The following is a 22,276-nucleotide window of genomic DNA, read 5'->3' on the forward strand; positions in this document are numbered from 1 at the left end:
AGAAATTCTGACATACTCGGCAGGCAGGCATAGAGGTGATCTCATTGAATTGATAGCACAATCAGTAGATCACAAAACTCTATGCCTGTCTTTTTTCACCCGCCCATTACTGGGGATTCCTCAGCGCGCTATGCGGGCTTTTTTGTATCACGCAAAAATCGCTTCCTATAACAACCATTAACCCGCTAAGTGTTTACATTCTGACATCATTATCATTACATTCTGCTTGAGTTTTTTCTTTGCGTAATGATAATCACTATCACTGAAATTTACCTTTCTTTGCATCAGTTGACCAAGAATCACGTTTAAGGGTGTCGGTATGTTTGTTCCTTTTCTCATTATGTTGCGTGAAGGCCTGGAAGCCGCGCTGATTGTCAGCCTGATTGCCAGTTATCTCAAGCGAACTCAGCGGGGGCGCTGGATTCGTGTGATGTGGATTGGTGTGTTCCTCGCGGCGGCGCTCTGCCTTGCATTGGGCGTTTTCATTAATGAAACGACCGGCGAGTTCCCGCAGAAAGAGCAGGAACTGTTCGAAGGTATTGTCGCGGTGATTGCCGTCGTGATCCTCACCTGGATGGTGTTCTGGATGCGTAAAGTGTCGCGCAACGTCAAAGTGCAACTTGAGCAAGCGGTAGATAGCGCCTTGCAGCGCGGGAATCATCATGGCTGGGCGCTGATCATGATGGTCTTTTTCGCCGTGGCACGCGAAGGGCTGGAATCGGTGTTTTTCCTGCTGGCGGCTTTTCAACAAGATGTCGGTATCTGGCCACCGGTGGGGGCCATGCTGGGGTTGGCGACGGCTGTTGTCCTTGGGGTCTTACTTTACTGGGGAGGGATCCGTTTGAATCTTGGCGCGTTCTTTACGTGGACGAGCCTGTTCATCTTATTCGTTGCCGCCGGACTGGCAGCCGGTGCTGTACGTGCTTTCCACGAGGCCGGATTATGGAATCACTTCCAGGACGTGGCGTTTGATATGAGCGCAATCCTTACGACGCACTCACTCTTCGGTACGCTGATGGAAGGTATCTTTGGCTATCAGGAAGCGCCGAGCATCAGTGAAGTCGCGATCTGGTTTATCTACCTGATACCCGCGCTGGCAATATTTGCCTTACCGCCACGTACAGGTACAACAGCGTCGCGTACAGCGCCTTGATGCTCTACGACGTAGACTCTTATTTAGTTACAACATACTTATTTAAAGGGATGGTCATGACGAATTATTTTCGCCGTAGTGCGCTGCAGCTCAGCATCGCTGCGCTGTTTGCTTCCGCGTTTGCGGTTCATGCCGCGGAGGTTCCGCAGGTTAAAGTCTCCGTAACCGATAAACAATGTGAGCCAATGACCCTCACGGTCAATGCCGGGAAAACCCAATTTATTATTCAGAACCACAGTCAAAAAGCGCTGGAATGGGAAATTCTGAAAGGTGTGATGGTCGTGGAAGAGCGTGAAAACATCGCGCCAGGGTTCAGCCAGAAGATGACCGCGAACCTGCAGCCCGGTGAATACGAGATGACCTGCGGCCTGCTGACCAACCCGAAAGGGAAGCTTATTGTTAAGGGCAGCGCGACGGGGGATGACGTGCAGGGTGATGCCTTGCTGAGTCTGGGAGGCGCAATCACTGATTATAAAGCCTATGTCACTGAGGAAACCGCGCAACTGGTAGCAAAGACGAAAGCCTTCACCGATGCGGTCAAAGCAGGCGATCTGGAAAAAGCGAAAGCCCTGTATGCGCCGACTCGCCAGCATTACGAACGTATTGAACCGATTGCGGAACTGTTCTCCGACCTTGATGGCAGCATTGACGCCCGGGAAGATGATTATGAACAGAAAGCGGCGGATCCGAAATTTACGGGCTTCCACCGACTGGAAAAAGCGCTGTTTGGCGATAACACCACCAAAGGAATGGACACGTATGCCGATCAGTTGAACACCGACGTTCAGGAGCTGCAAAAACGCATCAGTGAACTGGCATTCCCGCCATCAAAAGTGGTCGGCGGAGCGGCGGGGCTGATTGAAGAAGTTGCGGCCAGTAAAATTAGCGGCGAAGAAGATCGTTACAGCCATACTGACCTGTGGGATTTCCAGGCTAACGTTGACGGAGCACAGAAAATAGTCAATCTGCTGCGCCCACAGTTGCAAAAATCCAACGCCGAACTGTTGGCTAAAGTGGATGCGAACTTCAAAAAAGTGGACACCATTCTTGCGAAGTATCGTACGAAAGACAGTTTTGAAACCTACGACAAACTGACGGATGCCGATCGCAATGCGCTGAAAGGGCCTGTTACGACGCTGGCAGAAGATCTTGCGCAATTACGCGGCGTACTGGGTCTGGATTAAGCGCTATGGAGCACGATAATCATAACGGCGTGAGTGAACCGTCACGCCGACGTTTGTTGAAGGGAATGGGGGCTTTCGGCGGGGTGCTGGCCCTGGCAGGTGGTTGCCCGGTAGCACATGCGACAAAAACGCAAAGTGCGCCCGGGACATTGTCACCCGATGCGCGTAGCGAAACGCAGCCTTTCTATGGCCCTCATCAGGCCGGAATACTGACACCACAACAGGCCGCAATGATGCTGGTCGCTTTTGACGTACTGGCCAGCGATAAAGCCGATCTTGAACGGTTGTTTCGCCTGCTGACAAAACGCATCGCATTTCTGACTGTCGGTGGACCTGCGCCACACACGCCGAATCCGCGTTTACCTCCTCTCGATTCGGGCATTTTAGGCGCCCTTATTGCACCGGATAATCTGACTATAACCGTGTCAGTGGGGCATTCTCTGTTCGATGAGCGTTTTGGCTTAAAGGCGCAGATGCCGAAAACGTTGCAGAAAATGACGCGTTTTCCCAATGATTCGCTGGACGCGGCGTTGTGTCACGGTGATTTGTTGCTGCAGATTTGTGCCAATACGCAAGACACGGTGATTCATGCCCTGCGCGATATCATTAAGCACACACCGGATTTGTTGAGCGTTCGCTGGAAGCGGGAAGGGTTTATTTCCGACCATGCGGCGCGCAGCAAAGGTAAAGAGACGCCAGTCAACTTACTCGGCTTCAAAGACGGCACCGCGAACCCGGACAGCAGTGATGCAAAACTGATGCAGAATGTGGTGTGGGTGACTGCGGATCAAGACGAACCAGCCTGGGCCATCGGCGGGTCTTATCAGGCCGTGCGGCTGATCCAGTTCCGTGTTGAATTCTGGGACCGAACGCCGCTCAAAGAACAGCAAACCATTTTTGGGCGAGATAAACAGACAGGTGCGCCGTTGGGTATGCAGCACGAGCATGACGTCCCGGATTACCGTGCCGACCCTGAGGGCAATGTTATCGCGCTCGATAGCCATATTCGCTTAGCCAATCCACGCACGCCTGAGACGCAGTCAAGCCTGATGATGCGCCGGGGCTACAGCTATTCGCTGGGTGTAACGAATTCAGGGCAACTCGATATGGGATTGCTGTTTGTTTGCTATCAACACGACCTGCAAAAAGGGTTTCTTACCGTACAGAAACGTCTGAATGGTGAGGCGCTGGAGGAGTACGTTAAACCGATTGGCGGCGGCTATTTCTTTGCTCTGCCCGGCGTACTCCACCCTGAGCAGTATCTCGCCCAGTCATTGCTTGAAGCTTAATGGTGCTGCCCTGTCGACAGTCAGGGCATCTTTGTGTCTTCACGCACATAAAAAGCGTTTTATATGATCGGTTTCTTGAAATAATTTTGTAATATCCCTGTAAGAGACTGTTGCCAGCAGAAGAGTGTAATTTGGTTAATAACAAGTGAAAATATTGTTGCATTATTGCTAAGTTCTGTTGTACTTAATATGTAATAGCGGTAGTTCCCGGCGGTGATGCTCGTTCACTATGGAGATCGCGAATGGTAAAGTCCTCTCGTGGACATGTTTCTGACAGTTATTGCAGTTCCGTACGCGGAAGTTTCTCCTCCGGTAGCCACTTCGTCACCGCTAAATTTCTCTCACTTTCCTTCCTTATCCCTGTTACTGACGCCATCTTCGGTGCGCGTAGCCGTGTGTGGCGTCTTATCAAAAGGCAAGCAATGGCTTACAAGGAAGCCAACCCTCAGATGTTTGTGCGCATAATCGCGCTGCCAACGGCGCGTGTGATGAATACCAACAACTCAAGGTGCTATCCATGGGAAGACAAAAAGCAGTGATCAAAGCTCGTCGCGAAGCAAAACGTGTGCTGAGACGGGACTCACGCAGCCATAAACAGCGTGAAGAAGAATCGGTCACCTCGCTTGTGCAGATGAGTGGGGTAGAAGCGATTGGCATGGCGCGCGACAGCCGCGACACCACGCCAATCATGGCCCGTAATGACGCTCAATCGCACTACCTGAATGCTATCGAGAGTAAACAACTGATTTTCGCCACGGGCGAAGCCGGGTGTGGAAAAACCTGGATCAGTGCGGCAAAAGCAGCAGAGGCCCTGATACATAAAGAGGTAGACAGGATCATTGTCACCCGTCCAGTTCTGCAAGCCGATGAGGATCTTGGCTTCTTACCTGGTGATATCTCGGAAAAATTTGCCCCATATTTCCGGCCAGTTTACGACGTACTGGTTAAACGACTGGGGGCATCTTTTATGCAATATTGCCTGCGACCTGAAATCGGTAAGGTGGAAATCGCGCCGTTCGCCTACATGCGCGGACGTACATTTGAAAATGCAGTGGTGATTCTCGACGAGGCTCAGAACGTCACTGCCGCGCAAATGAAAATGTTTTTAACGCGCCTCGGGGAGAACGTAACGGTTATTGTGAATGGGGACATTACCCAATGCGATTTACCCGCTCACGTTCAGTCGGGGCTAAGTGACGCGCTGGCTCGCTTTGAAGAAGATGAGATGATAGGAATCGTCCGCTTCGGCAAAGACGATTGTGTTCGTTCGGCACTCTGCCAACGCACGTTGAATGCCTACGGTTAAACACTAATTGCGTTCAGAGCCCGGGGAAACCGGGCTTTGTTTTTTCAACACATAATTGCATTGTTAGCCCATTCAGTCAGTTGTTCACGATATCCTGGTGTTAACATGTGTAATCTGGACAAAAAGCGCAGACCTTACTCCAGGTATTTTTACTATTAAATGTTACTGGTGCTTAATTTTCTTGCCAGTATTTTAGTAGAGGTTAATTTTACGATAAAGAGTATTATTTTTAAAAATATATTTTATACTTTGTGTTGTTGCTATATTAAACAGATATCAATCTGGAACACCTGTTTTTGGTTAGCCAGATTGAAATTTTATTAAGGAGGGGTGAAATATTCCTTTATGTGAATTTGTATTTGTCTAATTATCTTTATGTCAAATGTTTTAACTGACTTCAAACTGACCGAAAAGAGACATTTTTTTTGGGTTTTTACTTAAATTGTAACCGTGAAAAGATATTTTTTAGCCAAAAAAATACCTGCGTCATAAAGCATTCGTGGAGAGATTCAGTATTCATGGGGCTTGTAACGGGGCTCAGCAATTTTTGAGAATCTGTTTATATCAGTAAGCATGTTTATCCAGAATAAGTTTTGTAATATGTTACCAGTATGCTCCCGTTGCGAATGCGCGTAATATATGCAGAGTAATAGATTGTTTTCACTGCCTTAAAGGATTCGGCAGAGAGTGTGGCAGGGATTGTCGCTGGCGTTCCCTGTTCTTTCCGCCATCGTCAAATCGCTATTATTGAAGGAACATGTCTATGTCCGGTTCATTCCAGGATGAAATTCCCAAAGCACGTATAAATCTAAAACTGAGTCTGCATACAGGGGGAGCCCAAAAGAAAGTTGAACTCCCGCTTAAACTGTTAGTCACCGGTGATTTCAGTAACGGAAAGGAAACGCGTCCGTTATCGGAACGCGAAAAAGTGAATATTAATAAAAATAACTTTAACAGTGTGCTGTCTGAATTTTCTCCGTCCGTCAATCTGGCCGTTGAAAATACCCTTGCCGGCGATGGTTCAGAGGAAAACGTTAAACTCACCTTCAGTGAAATGAAAGATTTCGAGCCGGAGCAGGTTGCCCGTCAGATCCCCCAGCTAAAAGCAATGCTCGCCATGCGTAATTTACTGCGCGACCTTAAATCGAACCTGCTCGATAACGTGACCTTCCGCAAAGAACTGGAAAATATCCTCAAAGATCCGTCGCTGAGTAATGAACTGCGCAGCGAACTGAATGCCCTTGCCCCGAAAGCCTGACGGAAAAACGAAAGGAATATGCTTATGTCAGCCAATAATGAAACGACCCCGTCAGCAACGGGTCAGGCCACGGTGCTGGAGCACCAGAATACCGGCGGCGTCTATGCCTCCCTGTTTGAAAAAATCAACCTGAACCCGGTGTCCGGCCTGTCCGACATCAATATCTGGCAGGATGATACCGCCATGGCGGACGCCAGCGCCGATGAGCGCGTCACTGCCGCTGTGCAGGTGCTGTTGCAGCGCCTGAAAAATTCCGGCCAGCAGGTGGAAAAGCTCGATAAAACCCTGCTTGATCACCATATCGCCGAACTGGATTTCCAGATCAGCCGCCAGCTTGACGCAGTAATGCATCACGAAGCGTTCCAGAAAGTGGAATCGCTGTGGCGCGGTCTGAAACATCTGGTGGATCGCACTGACTATCGCCAGAACGTGCGAACCGAAATCCTCGACGTGTCTAAAGACGCCCTGCGTCAGGATTTCGAAGATTCGCCGGAAATCATCCAGACCGGCCTGTACTGGCACACCTATGTCAGTGAGTACGATCAGCCCGGCGGTGAGCCGATTGGCGCCATCATTTCGTCTTATGAATTCGACGCCAGCCCGCAGGATGTGGCGCTGATGCGCAACATTTCCAAAGTCTCCGCCGCTGCCCACATGCCGTTTATCGGTTCGGTCGGCCCGAAATTCTTCCTCAAGGAGTCCATGGAAGAGGTGGCGGCCATCAAGGATATCGGCAACTACTTCGACCGCGCCGAATACATCAAATGGAAGTCGTTCCGCGACACCGACGACTCGCGCTATATCGGCCTGACCATGCCGCGCGTGCTGGGGCGTCTGCCGTACGGCCCGGACACCGTGCCGGTGCGCAGCTTCAACTACATGGAAGAAGTGAAAGGCCCGGATCACGAGAAATACCTGTGGACCAACGCCTCTTTCGCCTTTGCCGCCAACATGGTGCGCAGCTTTATCAACAACGGCTGGTGCGTACAAATTCGCGGCCCGCAGGCGGGCGGCGCGGTGCAGGACCTGCCTATCCACCTGTACGACCTCGGCACCGGCAACCAGGTGAAAATCCCGTCGGAAGTGCTGATTCCGGAAACCCGCGAGTTCGAGTTCGCCAACCTCGGCTTTATCCCGCTGTCGTACTACAAAAACCGCGATTATTCCTGCTTCTTCTCCGCCAACTCGGCGCAGAAACCGGCGCTGTACGACACGGCGGACGCCACGGCCAACTCGCGTATCAACGCCAGACTGCCGTACATCTTCCTGCTGTCGCGCATCGCGCATTATCTGAAGCTGATTCAGCGCGAGAACATCGGCACCACCAAAGACCGCCGTCTGCTGGAGCTGGAGCTCAACACCTGGGTACGCAGCCTGGTCACTGAAATGACCGATCCGGGCGACGAGCTGCAGGCGTCTCACCCGCTGCGTGACGCGAAAGTCATCGTGCAGGATATCGAAGACAATCCGGGCTTCTTCCGGGTACAGCTCTTTGCCGTGCCGCACTTCCAGGTGGAAGGAATGGACGTCAACCTGTCGCTGGTCAGCCAGATGCCGAAGGCGAAAGCGTAAGGCCCGGAGGCGAAATGAAGATAGAACGACCGTTATGGACGCGGGGCGTGATGGTTTCGCCGCAACACTTTCAGCACCAGGCCGCTTTTGCGGCCTGGCACGCCGAGTGCATCGCGCAGACCGGCGTGATGAACCCGTGGGGTGTGCTGAAGGCGGAACTGGATGCCGACGCCCTGAAGCAGGGGCGCGTCAAGGCGAGCCATCTGGCGGTGCGTTTCCCCGACGGCACCCTGACCGACTCCGACAGCGCCGACGCGCTGCCGCCGACCCTCACGCTCTCTGACGCACAGCGTGATGACATCACCGTGATGCTGGCGTTGCCGCAGCTTTACGACAACGGCGGCAACTGCCTGCTGCCGGATGAAGTGGCGGAGCGTCCGGTGCGTTACCGCCAGCGCTGGCATCAGGTGCGCAACTGTTACGGCGACGACTCGCGTGAAATTGCCGTGATGCAGTATGAGCTGACGCTACGCCTCGACTCGCAGGACAACAGCGATTACCTGGTCTGCCCGGTGGCGCGTCTGCACCGCGATATGCAGGGCGCATGGACGCAGGACAGCGCCTTTATCCCGCCGCTGATGAACCTTAACGCCAGTTCGTGGCTGTCCGGCCAGCTTGAACAGTTGCTGATGCAGTTGCGTACCCGTCTGGCCCGTCTGATGGCGATGCGCCGGGAAAGCAACGAGCGGATGGCGGACTTCGCCGTCGCCGATGTGTCGTTGTTCTGGCTGCTTAACGCACTCAACAGCGCCGAGCCGGTGCTGGGCAATTTTCAGCGCCATCTGCAGGTACACCCGGAGCGGTTGTATCAGGAGCTGGCGCGTCTTGCGGGCAGCCTGCTGACCTTTTCTCTGGAACATACTGTCAGCAATATTCCGGTTTACCGGCATGACAACCTGACCGCTGTTTTCCCGCCGCTGTTCGACCTGCTGGGCGACCTGCTGGAAGCGAGCCTGCCGTCGAGGGTGGTGGCGATTGACCTGTCCCACGATAAGCGTCTGCGTCAGTGGACGGCCCGCCTGCATGACCCGCGTCTGCGCGAAGAGGTGGATTTCTATCTTTCGGTGCGCTCAACGCTGCCGGTGGCGCAACTGCTGGAGCAGTTCCCGCAGCAGTGCAAATCGGGCAGCCCGGACGAGGTGGGCGAGGTTATCAACGCCTCCCGGCAGGGTATCCCGTTGCGTTCGTTAAGCCACGTTCCGGCGGCTATTCCGCTGCGTCTGGAAAACCAGTATTTCGCGCTGGATATGACCCACCCGGCGGCGCATTCCATGCTGGCGGCGGGAAGCTGCGTGTTTTATGTCCCGGGAACGCTCGGGGAGCCTGAGCTTGAACTGTATGCGGTGCTGAGAACATGAGAGAGAAACCCATCGATATCGACGCATTGCTTCAGGACACCTGGCTTACCGTCATCAGTCTGCGTCACGGCCCGGTGTTTCAGGAGGGCGGAGGAGAAGGGCGCGCCCTCTGGCAGCAGTGCGTGGACAATCTGGAGCGGGTGCAGAAAACCCTGAAAGCCGCGGATTACAGCGAGCAGAGCTGTCAGCATATTCTTTATGCTCAGTGCGCGCTGCTTGATGAAGCGGCCAAAAGCCGCGGCGTCCAGGATGATGCCTGCGTGCAGTGGTACGATCGCCCGCTTCAGGGGCAGTTTTTCGGCACCATCAATGCCGGTGACGCACTGTACGAACGGATGCGCCAGGTGCTGCGCGAAGCCGCGCCGGATATGGCGGTGCTGACCTGTTTCCACCGGGTGCTGATGCTGGGCTTCACCGGCGGTTTTGCGTCGCTGGACGACCCGGAACGCCAGCGCCTGGTGCGCGAACTGGCGGCCAGAGTCCCGGCGTTTGATGTCCCCCAGGAACGTCCGCTGCTGGCGAGCGTATCGGGACGACGGGGCGTCAGCGAATGGCTGCGCCACACGCCGGTGCGTCTCGGTCTGGCGGCGCTGCTGCTGGTCATTCTCTGGTGGGGGCTTGACGGCTGGCTGGATAACCTGGTGACCTCGTTACTGCCGGGAGTGGTGCGATGAAACCCTTCCTGCAACGGATACTGTGGCTGTGGGTGGGCCTGCTTGCCGCGCTGCTGTGTCTGCTGTTTTTACCGCTTCCGCCGTGGGCGCGCGGATTTGGCGTCCTGCTGGTGATGGTGATTGTCATCGCAGGCCTGATGCGCGCCGGTCGTCAGCGGCAACCCCTTTCTGCGCAGCAGTTTGCCGGACTGCCGGAAGAGCCTTATCGCCTGCCGGTGGTGCTGGTGTGCGGCGATACGACGAACTGGCCGCAGGAAACTACGGTATACCAGACCGCGCAGGGCTGCTGGCTGAAAGTGGAAGACAACCGTGAGCTGCGCAATATCGCCCGCGAACTGCTGTGGCAGCGCCCGGGCTGGGCCGGACAACTGGCAGTGATGGTCTGCGTCAGTCCCGTGCAGCATCATGATGAATCAGTGCTGGCGGCAGAACTGCATGAACTGCGCTGGCAGATGACCCGTCTGCGTCGCGCCGTGCGACGTATGGTGCCGCTGGTGCTGACAGGCCGGATGGCGGGTTCAGTGATCCGCGAACCGCTGTGGCAAAGTCAGCTTGCAGGCGAGCCGGTCAGCGTCTGGCAGGATGGTCTGGCGCCCTGTGCGGTGGCCTCCTGGACGGCGCAGGATGAGAGCGGTGCCCGCCTGCAACAGCAGGCAATGCTCAATACCTTCGCGGACTGGTTTACACAGCATGTCACGACGGCGTTCACCGGCGAGAACCCGGATGTTGCGCCGGTGGTTCCCTGTGCGGTGCTGTTTCATCAGGGGGCGCGTCTCTCCGGCGTTGAGCCTGCGTCGTTATGGCAGCACTGGCTGACCCGGCATACTGCCTTACAGCAGGTGGCCGGCTGGTTACCGGCAGACGGCGATAACGGCATCCCGGCGCTGCCGGATTTTCTGCTACCGCAGTTGCCGAAAGGCGCGGGGATGACGCCGCGTCAGCGGGCGACGCATCATGCCCTGTCGCTGTTTACCCTGGCGGCGGTTATCGCCCTGTGTTCCAGCGGCTGGAATAACCGCCAGCTTGCCCATCGGGTGGCGTTTGATATCCGTCATTACTACACCATCGCCATGAAGGACTACGCGCCGAAGGCAAAGGCGGTCGCCGTGCTGCGTCAGGACGCAGTGCTGCTGAACGACTGGTCGCGCAACGGTGAACCGCTGCGTCTCGGGCTCGGGCTGTATCAGGGCGAGCGTCTGCGCCTGCCGCTGCTGGAGGCTATCCGCACCTACGTTCCGCCACCGCCGCCTCCACCGCCGCCGCAGTCGCCAAAAATCATCCGCCTCGACAGCATGTCGCTGTTCGACGTCGGTAAATGGGCGCTCAAACCCGGCTCCACGAAGCTGCTGGTCAACTCGCTGGTTGGCATTAAGGCTAAACCGGGCTGGCTGATTGTAGTGACAGGGCACACCGATAACACCGGGAACGACCGTTCCAACCAGATACTCTCGCTGAAACGCGCCGAAGCGGTGCGTGACTGGATGCGCGATACCGGTGATGTGGCGGAAAGCTGCTTCGCGGTGCAGGGCTTCGGCGAGTCAAAACCGTTAAAAACCAACGATACGGAAGCGGGCCGCGCGGCCAACCGCCGTGTCGAAATCAGTCTTGTGCCTCAGGCGGATGCCTGCCAGGCAAAAGGCGCAACTGCGTCACCGGCAACGGATGGCGTACACCCTCAAAAAATGGAGAAGTAAAATGGCAATTCCAGTCTACCTGTGGCTGAAGGACGACGGCGGCGCGGACATCAAAGGTTCCGTCGACGTGAAAGACCGTGAAGGCAGCATCGAAGTGGTGGCGCAGGAGCACACCCTGTACATCCCGACCGACAACAACACCGGCAAGCTGACCGGCACGCGTATCCACACGCCGTTCCTGTTCACCAAGGAAATCGATTCCTCCAGCCCGTACCTGTACAAGGCCGTAACCACCGGCCAGACCCTGAAGTCTGCTGAGTTCAAATGGTATCGCATCAATGACGCGGGTCAGGAAGTGGAGTACTTCAACACAAAGCTTGAGAACGTCAAGCTGGTGAAGGTGGCCCCGCTGATGTACGACATCAAGGACCCGTCCAAGGAGAAGCACAACCATCTGGAGCAGATTGAGCTGCGCTACGAAAAAATCACCTGGACTTACAAGGACGGCAACATCATTCATTCCGATTCCTGGAACGAACGTACTACCGCTTAATGTAACCCCTATGTCACGGCATATCACGTTATGCCGTGACCGGAGACATACCCATGGCACATTTCGCGAACTGGGCGACCAACTGGCAAAAAGATCCGCGTTTCAGCAAAAACTACACGGAGCGTTTGATTGAAAAGGCCTGTGCCCTTGATACACAGCTTAACAACGCTTATTGCAGTGGAACCCTGAAAGTGATTGCCGGACCGCACCGCAAGGCCGGACCAGGTGGTGGCGGAGACGCCCGGTGGCATATCACGCTGGAATTGCCTGCTGGCGGCTCTTGCTGGCACCTCATTCTGGATAATTGCGTGATGAGACCGGTGGAAATCTGTAAACGGCAGAGCCTGAACCATCTGTTTTAACCTGACCGGGTACGGAGCGCTGCTCTCCGTACCCGCTTACAGAGTTTTTGCAAAGCGTCTGTATAGCGGACGTTTTGCAAAATTCACAATCTGCTACCGACCTGATGCGCTTTGGTAAACAGCGAGGGGCGGTAGCGTGCCTGAAACAATTACAGCGAGTGCTCTAAATAATTCGGGGCGCAGAAAGGCGGCAAATGTGTGAGTCCCCGGGAGCATTGTGAACTATGTGACCGGGGTGAGTACATGCAGCCAACGCATCTGCGGCGCGAAGTATGACGGGCGTTAAAAGAGAATAATGAGTATGGAACATCAGTCAGCAGTACTCCTCCGCCGTCTTAACCCCTACTGCGCCCGCGCGCTGGAGGCGGCGGCCACGCTGTGCCAGACCCGCGCCCACTCCCATATCGCACCGGAGCACTGGCTGCTCAAGCTGATGGAGCTGGGCGAGGGGGATATCACGGTTATCGCCCGGCGTTACGAGTGGGATATGGACGGGCTGTGGCAGGATTTGCTGACCCACCTGGAGACGCTGCCGCGTTCGGTGCGCAGTCGCCCGGAGCTGGCCGATAATCTGCAAAGCCTGCTGCAACAGGCGTGGCTGTATGCCTCGCTGGAAGAGAACAGCCAGATACGCGGCGTGCATCTGCTGATGGCGATAACCGACAAACCGTCGCTGATAAAATGCGACGGCATGTGGCCGCTGCAGAGCCTGTCGCGCTCACAGCTTGAACGCCTGCGCCCGCTGCTGGACGCCCAGTCGGATGAACGCCCGGACGCGCAGCAGGAGGCGGAACTCACGCAAAATCAGGGCGGCGCAGTGGAATTTGTCGGCCGCCCGGTCAGTGCCGGAGTGAAAGAGGGCGAACTCAACCCGGCATTACAGAACGCGCTGGATAAATTCACTCAGGACGTCACGGCAAAAGCGAAAGCCGGCAGCATCGACCCGGTATTCGGTCGCGACAATGAAATCCGCCAGATGGTGGATATTCTCTCACGCAGAAGAAAGAACAACCCGATTCTGGTCGGCGAGCCGGGCGTCGGTAAAACCGCGCTGGTTGAAGGCCTGGCACTCAGAATAGCCGAAGGCAACGTGCCTGAATCCCTTAAACCGGTCAGCCTGCGTACTCTCGACCTCGGCCTGTTGCAGGCGGGCGCGGGTGTGAAGGGGGAATTTGAGCAGCGCCTGAAAAACGTGATTGACGCGGTGCAGCAGTCGCCGACCCCGGTGCTGTTGTTTATCGACGAAGCCCACACCATTATCGGCGCGGGCAACCAGGCGGGCGGGGCGGACGCCGCCAACCTGCTCAAACCGGCATTAGCAAGGGGCGAACTGCGCACCATCGCTGCCACCACCTGGAGCGAGTACAAACAGTATTTTGAGCGCGACGCGGCCCTTGAGCGCCGCTTCCAGATGGTCAAAGTGGATGAGCCGGACGATGACGCCGCCTGTCTGATGTTGCGCGGACTGAAATCACGCTACGCGCAGCACCACGGCGTGCATATCACCGATGAGGCGGTGAAAGCCGCCGTCACCCTGTCGCGCCGTTATATCACTGGCCGTCAGTTGCCCGACAAGGCGGTTGACCTGTTGGATACCGCCTCAGCAAGAGTCCGCATGAGCCTCGACACCATTCCGGAACCCTTAACCCGCATCCGCGCGCATATCACCGCCCTGGAAATGGAGAAGCAGGCGCTGCTGGAAGATATCGCGCTCGGCGGTACGGCAGGTGAACGACTGGCCGCCATTGAGCAGGAAGAAAACCGCCTGATTGTCGAACTCGACGAACGGGAAGCGCAGTACGGCGAGGAACTCAGACTGACGGAACAACTGCTGGCGACCCGCCAGGACATCTCGCGCCAGAGTGAAACCCACGACCTGAAACAGCAACTGGAGGTATTGCAGAACGGCAATCCGCTGATATCGCTGGACGTGGACGTACGCACCGTCGCCACTGTGATTGCCGACTGGACGGGCGTGCCGCTCTCTTCGCTTTTGAAAGACGAACAGACCGATCTGCTGGCGCTGGAGCATCATCTCAGCAGACGGGTGGTCGGTCAGGATGCGGCGCTGGTCGCGATGGCGCAGCGCCTGCGAGCCTCAAAAACCGGCCTGACGCCGGAGAACGGCCCGACGGGCGTGTTCCTGCTGGTCGGACCGAGCGGGGTGGGTAAAACCGAAACCGCCCTGGCGCTGGCGGATAACCTGTTCGGCGGCGAAAAATCGCTCATTACCATCAATCTCTCCGAATACCAGGAGGCGCACACCGTTTCCCAGCTTAAGGGCTCGCCTCCGGGGTATGTCGGTTACGGTCAGGGCGGCATTCTCACTGAAGCGGTGCGCAAACGCCCGTACAGCGTGGTGCTGCTTGATGAAGTCGAAAAGGCGCACAAAGATGTCATTAACCTGTTCTACCAGGTGTTCGACCGGGGCTTTATGCGTGACGGCGAAGGGCGCGAAATCGATTTTCGTAACACGGTTATCCTGATGACCGCCAACCTTGGCAGCGACCACATTATGCAGTTGCTCGACGAGCAGCCCGACACCAGCGACGGCGATTTGCAGGAGCTCATCCGCCCGGTGCTGCGCGACCACTTCCAGCCGGCGCTGCTGGCCCGCTTCCAGACCCTGATTTACCGTCCGCTGGATGCGACCGCGCTCAGAACCATTGTTGAAATGAAACTGGCTCAGGTAGCGAAGCGCCTTACCCGCCACTACGGCCTCACCACCACCATCGATGAAAGCCTGTACGACACGCTGGTCGCCGCCTGCCTGTTGCCGGATACCGGGGCGCGCAACATCGACAGCCTTTTAAATCAGCAAATCCTGCCGGTGCTGAGCCAGCAACTGCTGAGCCATATGGCCGCCGGCCAGAAGCCACAACACCTGACCCTCGGCTGGGATGAGGAAGAGGGGATTGTGCTGGAATTTGACGCGAAAGCTCAGGGAGACACTCAATGAGCGACACACCGGTAATCCGTTTCGACCACCGCCACCACCTGCTGAGCGTGCGCGGCAATAAGGCTACGGTTGACGTGCTGGGCTTTAAGGGCGAAGAGGAACTGAGCAGGCCGTTCCGCTACGCCATCGAATTTACCAGCGCCGACCAGGCCATCGACCCGGCAACCATGCTGATGCAGGACGCCTCACTGACGCTTCAGGCACCAGTGGACCAGGGTTACGGCATTAAAATACAAAAGCCGGTACGCACCCTCCAGGGCGTGGTGACCGGCTTTAAGCGGCTCTCCGGCTCCAGGGATGAAAGCCGCTACGAACTGACCCTGCAGCCCCGGCTGGCACTGCTGTCGCGCAGTCACCAGAACTGCATTTACCAGGACATGTCGGTGCCGCAGATTGTCGAGAAAATCCTGCGCGAGCGCCACGACATGCGCGGCCAGGATTTTGTCTTTACCCTGGCCTGCGAATACCCGCGTCGCGAGCAGGTAATGCAGTACGGCGAGGATGATTTAACCTTTATTTCCCGCCTGCTGGCCGAGGTGGGTATCTGGTTTCGCTTTACTGCCGACACGCGGCTTAACATCGACGTGGTGGAATTTTACGACGACCAGCGTTACTACCAGCAGGGGCTGACGCTTTCCGCCGTGCCGCCGTCCGGGATGCATGATGAGGGCGTCGAATCGGTATGGGCGATGGAGAACCACCATCAGGTGGTGGAGAAATCGGTCAGCACCCGCGACTACAACTACCGCACCGCCACCGAGGACATGAACGCGAATGTCGATGCGACGCGCGGCGACGCCACCACCTACGGCGAAGCCTACCACTACGCCGATAATTACCTGACGCCAGGAGCCGCCGGACGTGACCCTGCGCCGGAAAGCGGCGCGTTTTACGCCCGTATCCGCCATGAACGTTACCTGAACGACCAGACCCGGCTGACCGCCGCCACCAACTGCGCGACCATCGCGCCGGGGATGGAGCTGAAAGTCACCGGCAGCTATGCCACCGATATCTTTCGCAAGGGCGTGGTCATTACCGCCATGACCACCACCGCCCGGCGCGATAAAAACTTTACCGTGGAGGTGCAGGCCATCCCGTACAGCGAGGACTACTGCTTCCGCCCGGCGCTTATCAGTAAACCGAAAATGGCCGGCACCTTACCGGCAAGAGTCACCAGCACCCAGACGAATGACCTCTACGGCCATATCGACAAGGACGGGCGCTATAAGGTCAATATGCTTTTTGACCGGGCACAATGGCCGAATGGTGAGGAGAGCCTGTGGGTGCGCCAGTCGCGTCCTTACGCGGGCGACACGTACGGCCTGCACCTGCCGCTGCTGACGGGGACTGAAGTGGCGATAGGCTTTGAGGACGGCAACCCGGACCGGCCGTATATCGCCGGGGTGCTGCACGACTCGGCGCACGGCGACCACGTCACCATCCGCAACTACAGGCGCAATGTGCTGCGCACGCCGTCGAACAACAAAATTCGCCTCGACGATGAACGCGGCAAGGAGCACATCAAGGTCAGCACCGAATACGGCGGCAAGAGCCAGCTTAATCTCGGCCACCTGGTGGACAACCAGAAGCAGCAGCGCGGGGAAGGGGCGGAATTACGTACCGATGACTGGATAGCCGTTCGCGGTGGGAAGGGGCTGTTGCTGACATCGCAGGCACAACCCAAAGCGATGTCGTTGCAACTGAGTATGGATGAGATTAAGCAGCAGCTTTCTGATGCGCTGTCTCTTGCTCAATCTCTTTCCAGCGTCATGCAGGCCGCACAACTCGATCCGCTTGATAACAGCACTCAGCAAAGTTTCTTACAGGGAAGTGTCGATACTCTCCAGCAACCCGTTATTGTCGCTGGTGCGCCAGGCGGGATTGCGCTATCCACACCACAACATATTCAACTGAGCGCCAATCAGAACCAGATATTAACCGCAGGGGGCAATACGGAAATTTCAGCCCTGAAGCGTATGGCGATGGTGGCAAAACGCGGCATGGTCGCCTTTGTACATGAGCTGGGGATGAAGCTGGTTACGGCAGCAGGAAAAATCGAAATACAGGCGCAGACAGATGCTATCGACGTTACTGCGAAAAAGGCCATTTCTGTCACCAGTATTGATGATGAAATTTTGATCACCGCGAAAAAGAAAATCACCCTGCAGTGCGGTGGTTCTTACATCACGATCGATGCCGGGAAAATAGAATGCGGAACGAACGGTGATTTTAAAGTGAAAAGCGCCAATTTTGATTACGCGGGGCCGGCCTCCTTAGACGTTACTTATCCGGGGTTCACTGCTTGCGAATCTACTGCATCTGAAGCCAGTAGCCAGGGCGATGCCACAATACCACTGGGTTAAGGAACAGTCATGACGATCGACTATTTAGCGCATCCTCAACCACTGGCAGACCATCAGTATGCGGTCATTGATCGTGTGCGGGTACCCAAATTGCCGAAGAGCTGGCCGCTTATCGAACTGGTTTCCCCGATGCTGGAGCCACAAGCAAGGCTTTATCCATGGCTGGTGCCGCTGCATGAGTTGTCGTCCGGTGAATGGTATTCGTTAATGGTCGAATTATCGCAGCATTCAGAGCCGAATTTACCGCCAGTGTGTTCTCTTCTGTTGTCGAGCCTCCAGACACCTCAGGCGGTAAAAAACGCGCTTGTCAGCGCCATGCATATTAAGGATGAACATCATAAGAGACATATTCTGCGTTATTACGATCCGCGCGTAATGTTTCATTTGCACTGGATGCTGAGTCCATGGCAGTTGTTCAACCAACTTCACGCTCAGGAAATATCGCGCTGGACATTCTGGCTTGATGGACGTTGGCATACGCTGGCGTTCCCAAAGAGTGTTGTTTTTCAGTCCGATGAAACGTCAGGGTTCCCGCTGGCGCAACTTCAGCGTATTGGGCAGATAAATCAGACGCTGAAAAAACTGCCGTGCAGCCCTGATATGGCGCGGCGTCAGGAAATGAGTCGCAAAATTGATGCGCTGCTGGAACAGGCAACAACGTGTCAACTCCCTACCCCTGAAGATTGTATTGCCTTTGCATTACACGGATTGAAACAGCGGGAAGGCTTTTGGACCGCCCCCCGGATGGCGGCGTTTTTGGCTCAGGTTCGACAGCAGCCAGATTGCTATCGTGATGAAACAAGCAACTGGAGTGAAAGCCGTTGGCAGGACATGACGGAAATACAATCCAGTAACACGGCATGGAAGAATTAAAATGAGAACAGGAAAAGGCTGTAAATTTTGTATTCGTCATGGACTGCCCATTTTGCCCGTGCGTCCATCAGTCATGGCAAAAGAGACGCCTTTGCCGTCGCTTCCCGCCAGTATCATTGTACCGGTAAAAGCCGAAGGCGAAACTGATTATACGAGTCGCGTGCTACGACAGGGGTTTTTGTATATCTGGGCTGAACGTGGTCAACGCTGGATCAATTATTACGTCACCACTGAGGGCTATTTCTATCCTTTACCCGAGGATGGCAGTGTTCCACCCATGGTGGCTTCTGGAGAGATTAAGCCCTGTATCTCCAGTCCGGAAGAGCTGGCGACAGCGTCACTTATCACTCTTCCCGTGAAGCCGGCCGGTCTGATCAATGGCGTGTACTGGTTTAGCTGGTCTGAAGAACAATGGACGGATTCGGTACGGAAACAGCATGAGCAGGCGGAATGGCAGGCGAAATACATGCAAAAATTCGATATGGATGCATGGATTATCGCTCATCAGGGGCAACAGATATTGCCCTTCGACAGGTTGACCAGCACCGTAGCGGAATACAGCCCGACGCTTGACAACAGTCAGCTAAAAGCCTGGTCCCCCTTTCCTCCGAAAGAGATTACCCGACAGGGGGCAGCAGATTTACAACAGGCTGCGCAGGAACTGAATGCGCAACATGCGGCAATTCTGGTGCTGGACGATCCGGTGGGCGTCGTCATGGAAATTTCAGCGTTGACCCGCTATCGACTTGGAGAAGCATTTACTTCGAATCCGGAATATCGCCGTGGTATGGCGTTGACAATGATGATCAACAGCCTCGAACTGGGGCTGCGAAAGCAATTCCAGTCATCGATTGAAAGCTATGACGAGATACTGGACAGCCAGACACGTTACGGATGGAGCATGGCTGCCGGGGATATGCCGATGTTTCCCCAGCCTGAGCGGGCGGATGAGCTGAAAGCGCAGGCAGAGAAACACCTCCAGAAAAGGGTTGATAACAGTTGGGCTGACTATGAGAAGTATATCGACCGCGAGAAGATGCAGGTCTTTAACGAAAAACTGAAAAAGGATATGACACTCTATAACCAGAACAGCATCGTGCCAGTGACACAGATGTATCTGAACTGGTTACAGAGCCAGACGATGACCTCCTATTTTGTCCATCACTTCGACACAACATCCGCACACAGCGGCGCCCGCTATATGACGACAGTGTTTAACTGCCTGGCTGGAATGACAGATAAAGGTGGAGTGATTAACTATATCGACAGCCAGTTAAGTCAGGTGGCATTAAGGAAGGAAAACTACCTGCTGCGGGCTGTCTTTTTTAATAATGACGAATGGGCGAGCCTGGTTGATGCACAAATAAAAGCGGTGAGTGGGCCTGACTGGTTTATGGGAATAAGCTGGGACCGTCTGGCGGATATGATGAAGGATTTCAGTGGTAAATATTCTGTTTATATTCAGCAGCAACTCGAGCAACTGAGTTTTCTGTTTCAGTACTCACTGATTAAGTCTACAGGCCATATGGTGAAGGGAATGCCGGTGCGTCTGACGGTGGCATTACTGGTATCACAGGGCAAGGCGCTGCGAATCATTACCACGGATACATCGCTGAAAGCGTATATTCGCGGTCTGACGCAGGGGATGGCCGGTATGCTGGAGATGAGCGCCAAAAGCGGGGGAACGTTGTACAACACGCTTCGAAAGCAAATGGAAAAGCAATTAAAGGGCATCCCGGAAAGTGCGCGGGCAAACGTCCGTCTGCCTGTTGCGATTGACGTTGAGGAACTTAACAGGATTAGCTTGCTGCCGGAAGCTGAAAAGCTAAAACAGCTCTCAAACGCGGCGCTGACAGAAGAGGATGTGTTCCGGATGGCGTTTCCTGCCTCGCAGCGGAGTGCGGTGGCGCAGGCTGAGGGGATGTCGGCAGGCAGCCTGGCAGAAGTCCTGGAAGGGGGGAAATTGCCGTTTGCCGGCAGTTTTATTTCGGCGTTATTCCAGGGCTGGGTGTTACTGCACAGCGAGCGGCCAAAAGGATGGGAAGACTGGGGACGCTTCGGCTCCAGCGCCGCGATGGCGGTGGCCGCAGTAATGGATACCCTGAAACGGGCGCTAACCCCGTTAACCCTGCTGGAGTTGCCTCCGGTGCCCTCGAATATTGTGAGCCGTGTACTGAAATTTGTCAGTCTGAAGAGGTGGGAAGCGCTGGGCTATGCGGGGGGGATGGTGTATGCCGCGTTAGAGGTTGGTGATGGTTATGCCGATATAAAAGTTCATAAAACCGATATAGGTATAGCCCATCTTGTCAACGGTGTGGGTGTGGGACTGGTAACGGTGGCCAGCGGCAGCGAGATTACAATAGGTATTCTTACTGCTGTAGGGGTGGCGGAGGCCAGTATGGCAGAAGGCACAGTGCTGGCCATGATGCTGGGTCCGGCAGGGATTCTGTTTGGTGTCGCCCTGATACTGGCGGCCGGGGTCTATTTGCTGCTCCATACCCGGGACGATTTTCAGGCATGGCTGGCCAGGACTCAGTGGCGACGCATCCCTAAAGGGGAAAGTGATATTCCGGAAATTTACCCGGAAAAGCAGGAACTGGAAGCGTTTAACAAACTGTGTGCGGCTGGAGGGGAGGATGCGTAATATCTTTAAACGCCTGAAGCTTGAACCCTCAAAAAGCTGGCGAGGGCGCTTTTCAACCCTTAACGATAAAAAAGTCCTTCGTCGTTATGTTCCGGGGAAATACTGTTCCGACGTTCCAGTGGTTTCCGATCTCGACAACGTGGTACGGCTGAATTCCACCTATCTGGAGCTGGTGGATAAGGGCTATTTTTTGCGCGGGGGAGGGACACTGTTTGCTGGAATCATGTTCGGCATTACCTTCGTCGCCAGTATTCTCTGGTCACTACTTCAGTTTTTGTTTTTTGATCAAGGAAGAGAGTGGAACTGGGGAGGGATGATTACAGTATGGATACTTATTCTCCTGCCTTTGTCCTGGTTTTCTTATAAGTTTTTAATTTCAGAATTTTTTTCATGGACCTACTATCCCATCCGTTTTAACCGCAAAAATCAGATGGTCTATTCCTTTCAGGATCGGGATCAGGTGCTGGCCGTGCCATGGAAAAATCTTGTCTTTGTAGAGGGGAATAACACCAACGCTCGGGGGACTCGATCGCTTTTTGGCTGTGTGGTCGGGGATGATGGTATAACCATTTCCCACATTATTCCATTACCGGCCCGTGAATGGGATACAAGACTGCTGGGTGTTTTCTGGGAATTTATTCGCTGTTATATGGAAGAAGAAGAGTGTCTGGCGGATTTGGCGGAGGCCGTTGCCTATTGCATCCCGGTGGAAAAACAGAAAGAGGGCTGGCTGTTTGGTCTGCTGTATATGGCCAGAACCACGGCCGGTAAACTGAGCCTGGTGGTGAATATCCCTGCCTACCCCATTCTTCTGGCGATCAGCATTACCCGCTGGATAGTAATGCAGACCAGCAAAATCCCGGTCTGGCCGGAAGAAGTTGCCGTAGCCTGCCAGGTTGACCCGGATGATCCGGTGAATATCGGAGCGGAAAATAATCGCCCTCAGCTGTGGCGGCGTCTGATGGCAGTGGAAGGGAAAGCGCGCTACACGCACTACTTTGAAAAAGAAAATGCGGCCATGCACAGGATCACTGCGCGGCTGAAAGCAAAATATGGGACGCATGGAGAGCACAAATGAGAATATTGCACAAACT

18 protein-coding genes are annotated in these 22,276 nt (G+C 55.1%); all 18 read left to right on the forward strand.

Translation table 11 applies throughout. The annotated features are described in order from the left end of the window. Positions 1 to 181, forward strand: a 181-nt coding sequence (locus WB371_RS21910) for a hypothetical protein (RefSeq protein WP_336222100.1), incomplete at its 5' end; no start/stop codon positions are given. Between the two features lie 138 nt (positions 182 to 319). Continuing rightward, the gene (gene efeU / locus WB371_RS21915) at positions 320 to 1,153 is read left to right on the forward strand and encodes an iron uptake transporter permease EfeU (protein ID WP_336222101.1); all 834 of its coding nucleotides are present in this window, start codon (positions 320 to 322) and stop codon (positions 1,151 to 1,153) included. A 56-nt stretch (positions 1,154 to 1,209) separates the two neighbouring features. After that, complete coding sequence (efeO, locus tag WB371_RS21920) at positions 1,210 to 2,337, forward strand: iron uptake system protein EfeO (RefSeq protein WP_336222102.1); 1,128 nt, start codon at positions 1,210 to 1,212, stop codon at positions 2,335 to 2,337. 5 nt (positions 2,338 to 2,342) lie between these two features. Further along, entirely contained in the window at positions 2,343 to 3,626 is a 1,284-nt protein-coding gene (gene efeB, locus WB371_RS21925; protein ID WP_336222103.1) for an iron uptake transporter deferrochelatase/peroxidase subunit, read from the forward strand. Positions 3,627 to 3,868: 242 nt separating this feature from the next. After that, positions 3,869 to 4,165, forward strand: a complete 297-nt coding sequence (locus WB371_RS21930; protein ID WP_336222104.1) for a hypothetical protein — start codon at positions 3,869 to 3,871, stop codon at positions 4,163 to 4,165. Next, positions 4,144 to 4,932 (forward strand): phosphate starvation-inducible protein PhoH, encoded by a 789-nt coding sequence (phoH, locus tag WB371_RS21935; RefSeq protein ID WP_336222105.1) that lies wholly within the window; start codon positions 4,144 to 4,146, stop codon positions 4,930 to 4,932. The genes WB371_RS21930 and phoH overlap by 22 nt, the downstream gene beginning before the upstream one ends. A 763-nt stretch (positions 4,933 to 5,695) precedes the next feature. Beyond that, positions 5,696 to 6,190 (forward strand): type VI secretion system contractile sheath small subunit, encoded by a 495-nt coding sequence (tssB, locus tag WB371_RS21940; protein ID WP_336222106.1) that lies wholly within the window; start codon positions 5,696 to 5,698, stop codon positions 6,188 to 6,190. An 18-nt stretch (positions 6,191 to 6,208) separates the two neighbouring features. After that, positions 6,209 to 7,762 carry a type VI secretion system contractile sheath large subunit gene (gene tssC / locus WB371_RS21945; RefSeq protein WP_336222107.1) on the forward strand — a complete coding sequence of 518 codons (1,554 nt, stop codon included), beginning with the start codon at positions 6,209 to 6,211 and terminating at the stop codon, positions 7,760 to 7,762. Between the two features lie 14 nt (positions 7,763 to 7,776). Further along, on the forward strand, positions 7,777 to 9,120 hold the full coding sequence (tssK, locus tag WB371_RS21950; protein WP_336222108.1) for a type VI secretion system baseplate subunit TssK: 1,344 nt from the start codon (positions 7,777 to 7,779) through the stop codon (positions 9,118 to 9,120). Beyond that, complete coding sequence (gene tssL / locus WB371_RS21955) at positions 9,117 to 9,794, forward strand: type VI secretion system protein TssL, short form (RefSeq protein WP_336222109.1); 678 nt, start codon at positions 9,117 to 9,119, stop codon at positions 9,792 to 9,794. The genes tssK and tssL overlap by 4 nt, the downstream gene beginning before the upstream one ends. Next, on the forward strand, positions 9,791 to 11,488 hold the full coding sequence (locus WB371_RS21960; protein ID WP_336222110.1) for an OmpA family protein: 1,698 nt from the start codon (positions 9,791 to 9,793) through the stop codon (positions 11,486 to 11,488). Before tssL ends, WB371_RS21960 begins: the two co-directional genes overlap by 4 nt. Position 11,489: 1 nt before the next feature. Continuing rightward, the gene (gene hcp, locus WB371_RS21965; protein ID WP_336222111.1) at positions 11,490 to 11,981 is read left to right on the forward strand and encodes a type VI secretion system effector Hcp; all 492 of its coding nucleotides are present in this window, start codon (positions 11,490 to 11,492) and stop codon (positions 11,979 to 11,981) included. Between the two features lie 53 nt (positions 11,982 to 12,034). Further along, positions 12,035 to 12,343, forward strand: a complete 309-nt coding sequence (locus WB371_RS21970; RefSeq protein ID WP_336222112.1) for a hypothetical protein — start codon at positions 12,035 to 12,037, stop codon at positions 12,341 to 12,343. 295 nt (positions 12,344 to 12,638) lie between these two features. Continuing rightward, the gene (gene tssH, locus WB371_RS21975; RefSeq protein ID WP_420704074.1) at positions 12,639 to 15,302 is read left to right on the forward strand and encodes a type VI secretion system ATPase TssH; all 2,664 of its coding nucleotides are present in this window, start codon (positions 12,639 to 12,641) and stop codon (positions 15,300 to 15,302) included. Next, complete coding sequence (gene vgrG, locus WB371_RS21980; protein WP_336222113.1) at positions 15,299 to 17,665, forward strand: type VI secretion system tip protein VgrG; 2,367 nt, start codon at positions 15,299 to 15,301, stop codon at positions 17,663 to 17,665. The genes tssH and vgrG overlap by 4 nt, the downstream gene beginning before the upstream one ends. Positions 17,666 to 17,674: 9 nt before the next feature. Beyond that, the gene (locus WB371_RS21985) at positions 17,675 to 18,538 is read left to right on the forward strand and encodes a DUF4123 domain-containing protein (RefSeq protein ID WP_336222114.1); all 864 of its coding nucleotides are present in this window, start codon (positions 17,675 to 17,677) and stop codon (positions 18,536 to 18,538) included. 1 nt (position 18,539) lies between these two features. After that, positions 18,540 to 21,182: a T6SS effector BTH_I2691 family protein gene (locus tag WB371_RS21990; protein ID WP_336222115.1), complete on the forward strand. Its 2,643-nt coding sequence runs from the start codon at positions 18,540 to 18,542 to the stop codon at positions 21,180 to 21,182. Further along, complete coding sequence (locus WB371_RS21995; RefSeq protein WP_336222116.1) at positions 21,175 to 22,260, forward strand: DUF6708 domain-containing protein; 1,086 nt, start codon at positions 21,175 to 21,177, stop codon at positions 22,258 to 22,260. Before WB371_RS21990 ends, WB371_RS21995 begins: the two co-directional genes overlap by 8 nt. The last annotated feature ends 16 nt before the right edge of the window (positions 22,261 to 22,276 follow it).

This window comes from Citrobacter amalonaticus (assembly GCF_037053465.1).
In the GTDB taxonomy this organism is placed as follows: domain Bacteria; phylum Pseudomonadota; class Gammaproteobacteria; order Enterobacterales; family Enterobacteriaceae; genus Citrobacter_A; species Citrobacter_A amalonaticus_H.

Coding starts and splice junctions, on each gene's coding strand:
- efeU (WP_336222101.1), top strand. CDS start 320: ATGTTTGTTCCTTTTCTCATTATGTTGCGTGAAGGCCTGGAAGCCGCG.
- efeO (WP_336222102.1), top strand. CDS start 1,210: ATGACGAATTATTTTCGCCGTAGTGCGCTGCAGCTCAGCATCGCTGCG.
- efeB (WP_336222103.1), top strand. CDS start 2,343: ATGGAGCACGATAATCATAACGGCGTGAGTGAACCGTCACGCCGACGT.
- WB371_RS21930 (WP_336222104.1), top strand. CDS start 3,869: ATGGTAAAGTCCTCTCGTGGACATGTTTCTGACAGTTATTGCAGTTCC.
- phoH (WP_336222105.1), top strand. CDS start 4,144: ATGGGAAGACAAAAAGCAGTGATCAAAGCTCGTCGCGAAGCAAAACGT.
- tssB (WP_336222106.1), top strand. CDS start 5,696: ATGTCCGGTTCATTCCAGGATGAAATTCCCAAAGCACGTATAAATCTA.
- tssC (WP_336222107.1), top strand. CDS start 6,209: ATGCTTATGTCAGCCAATAATGAAACGACCCCGTCAGCAACGGGTCAG.
- tssK (WP_336222108.1), top strand. CDS start 7,777: ATGAAGATAGAACGACCGTTATGGACGCGGGGCGTGATGGTTTCGCCG.
- tssL (WP_336222109.1), top strand. CDS start 9,117: ATGAGAGAGAAACCCATCGATATCGACGCATTGCTTCAGGACACCTGG.
- WB371_RS21960 (WP_336222110.1), top strand. CDS start 9,791: ATGAAACCCTTCCTGCAACGGATACTGTGGCTGTGGGTGGGCCTGCTT.
- hcp (WP_336222111.1), top strand. CDS start 11,490: ATGGCAATTCCAGTCTACCTGTGGCTGAAGGACGACGGCGGCGCGGAC.
- WB371_RS21970 (WP_336222112.1), top strand. CDS start 12,035: ATGGCACATTTCGCGAACTGGGCGACCAACTGGCAAAAAGATCCGCGT.
- tssH (WP_420704074.1), top strand. CDS start 12,639: ATGAGTATGGAACATCAGTCAGCAGTACTCCTCCGCCGTCTTAACCCC.
- vgrG (WP_336222113.1), top strand. CDS start 15,299: ATGAGCGACACACCGGTAATCCGTTTCGACCACCGCCACCACCTGCTG.
- WB371_RS21985 (WP_336222114.1), top strand. CDS start 17,675: ATGACGATCGACTATTTAGCGCATCCTCAACCACTGGCAGACCATCAG.
- WB371_RS21990 (WP_336222115.1), top strand. CDS start 18,540: ATGAGAACAGGAAAAGGCTGTAAATTTTGTATTCGTCATGGACTGCCC.
- WB371_RS21995 (WP_336222116.1), top strand. CDS start 21,175: ATGCGTAATATCTTTAAACGCCTGAAGCTTGAACCCTCAAAAAGCTGG.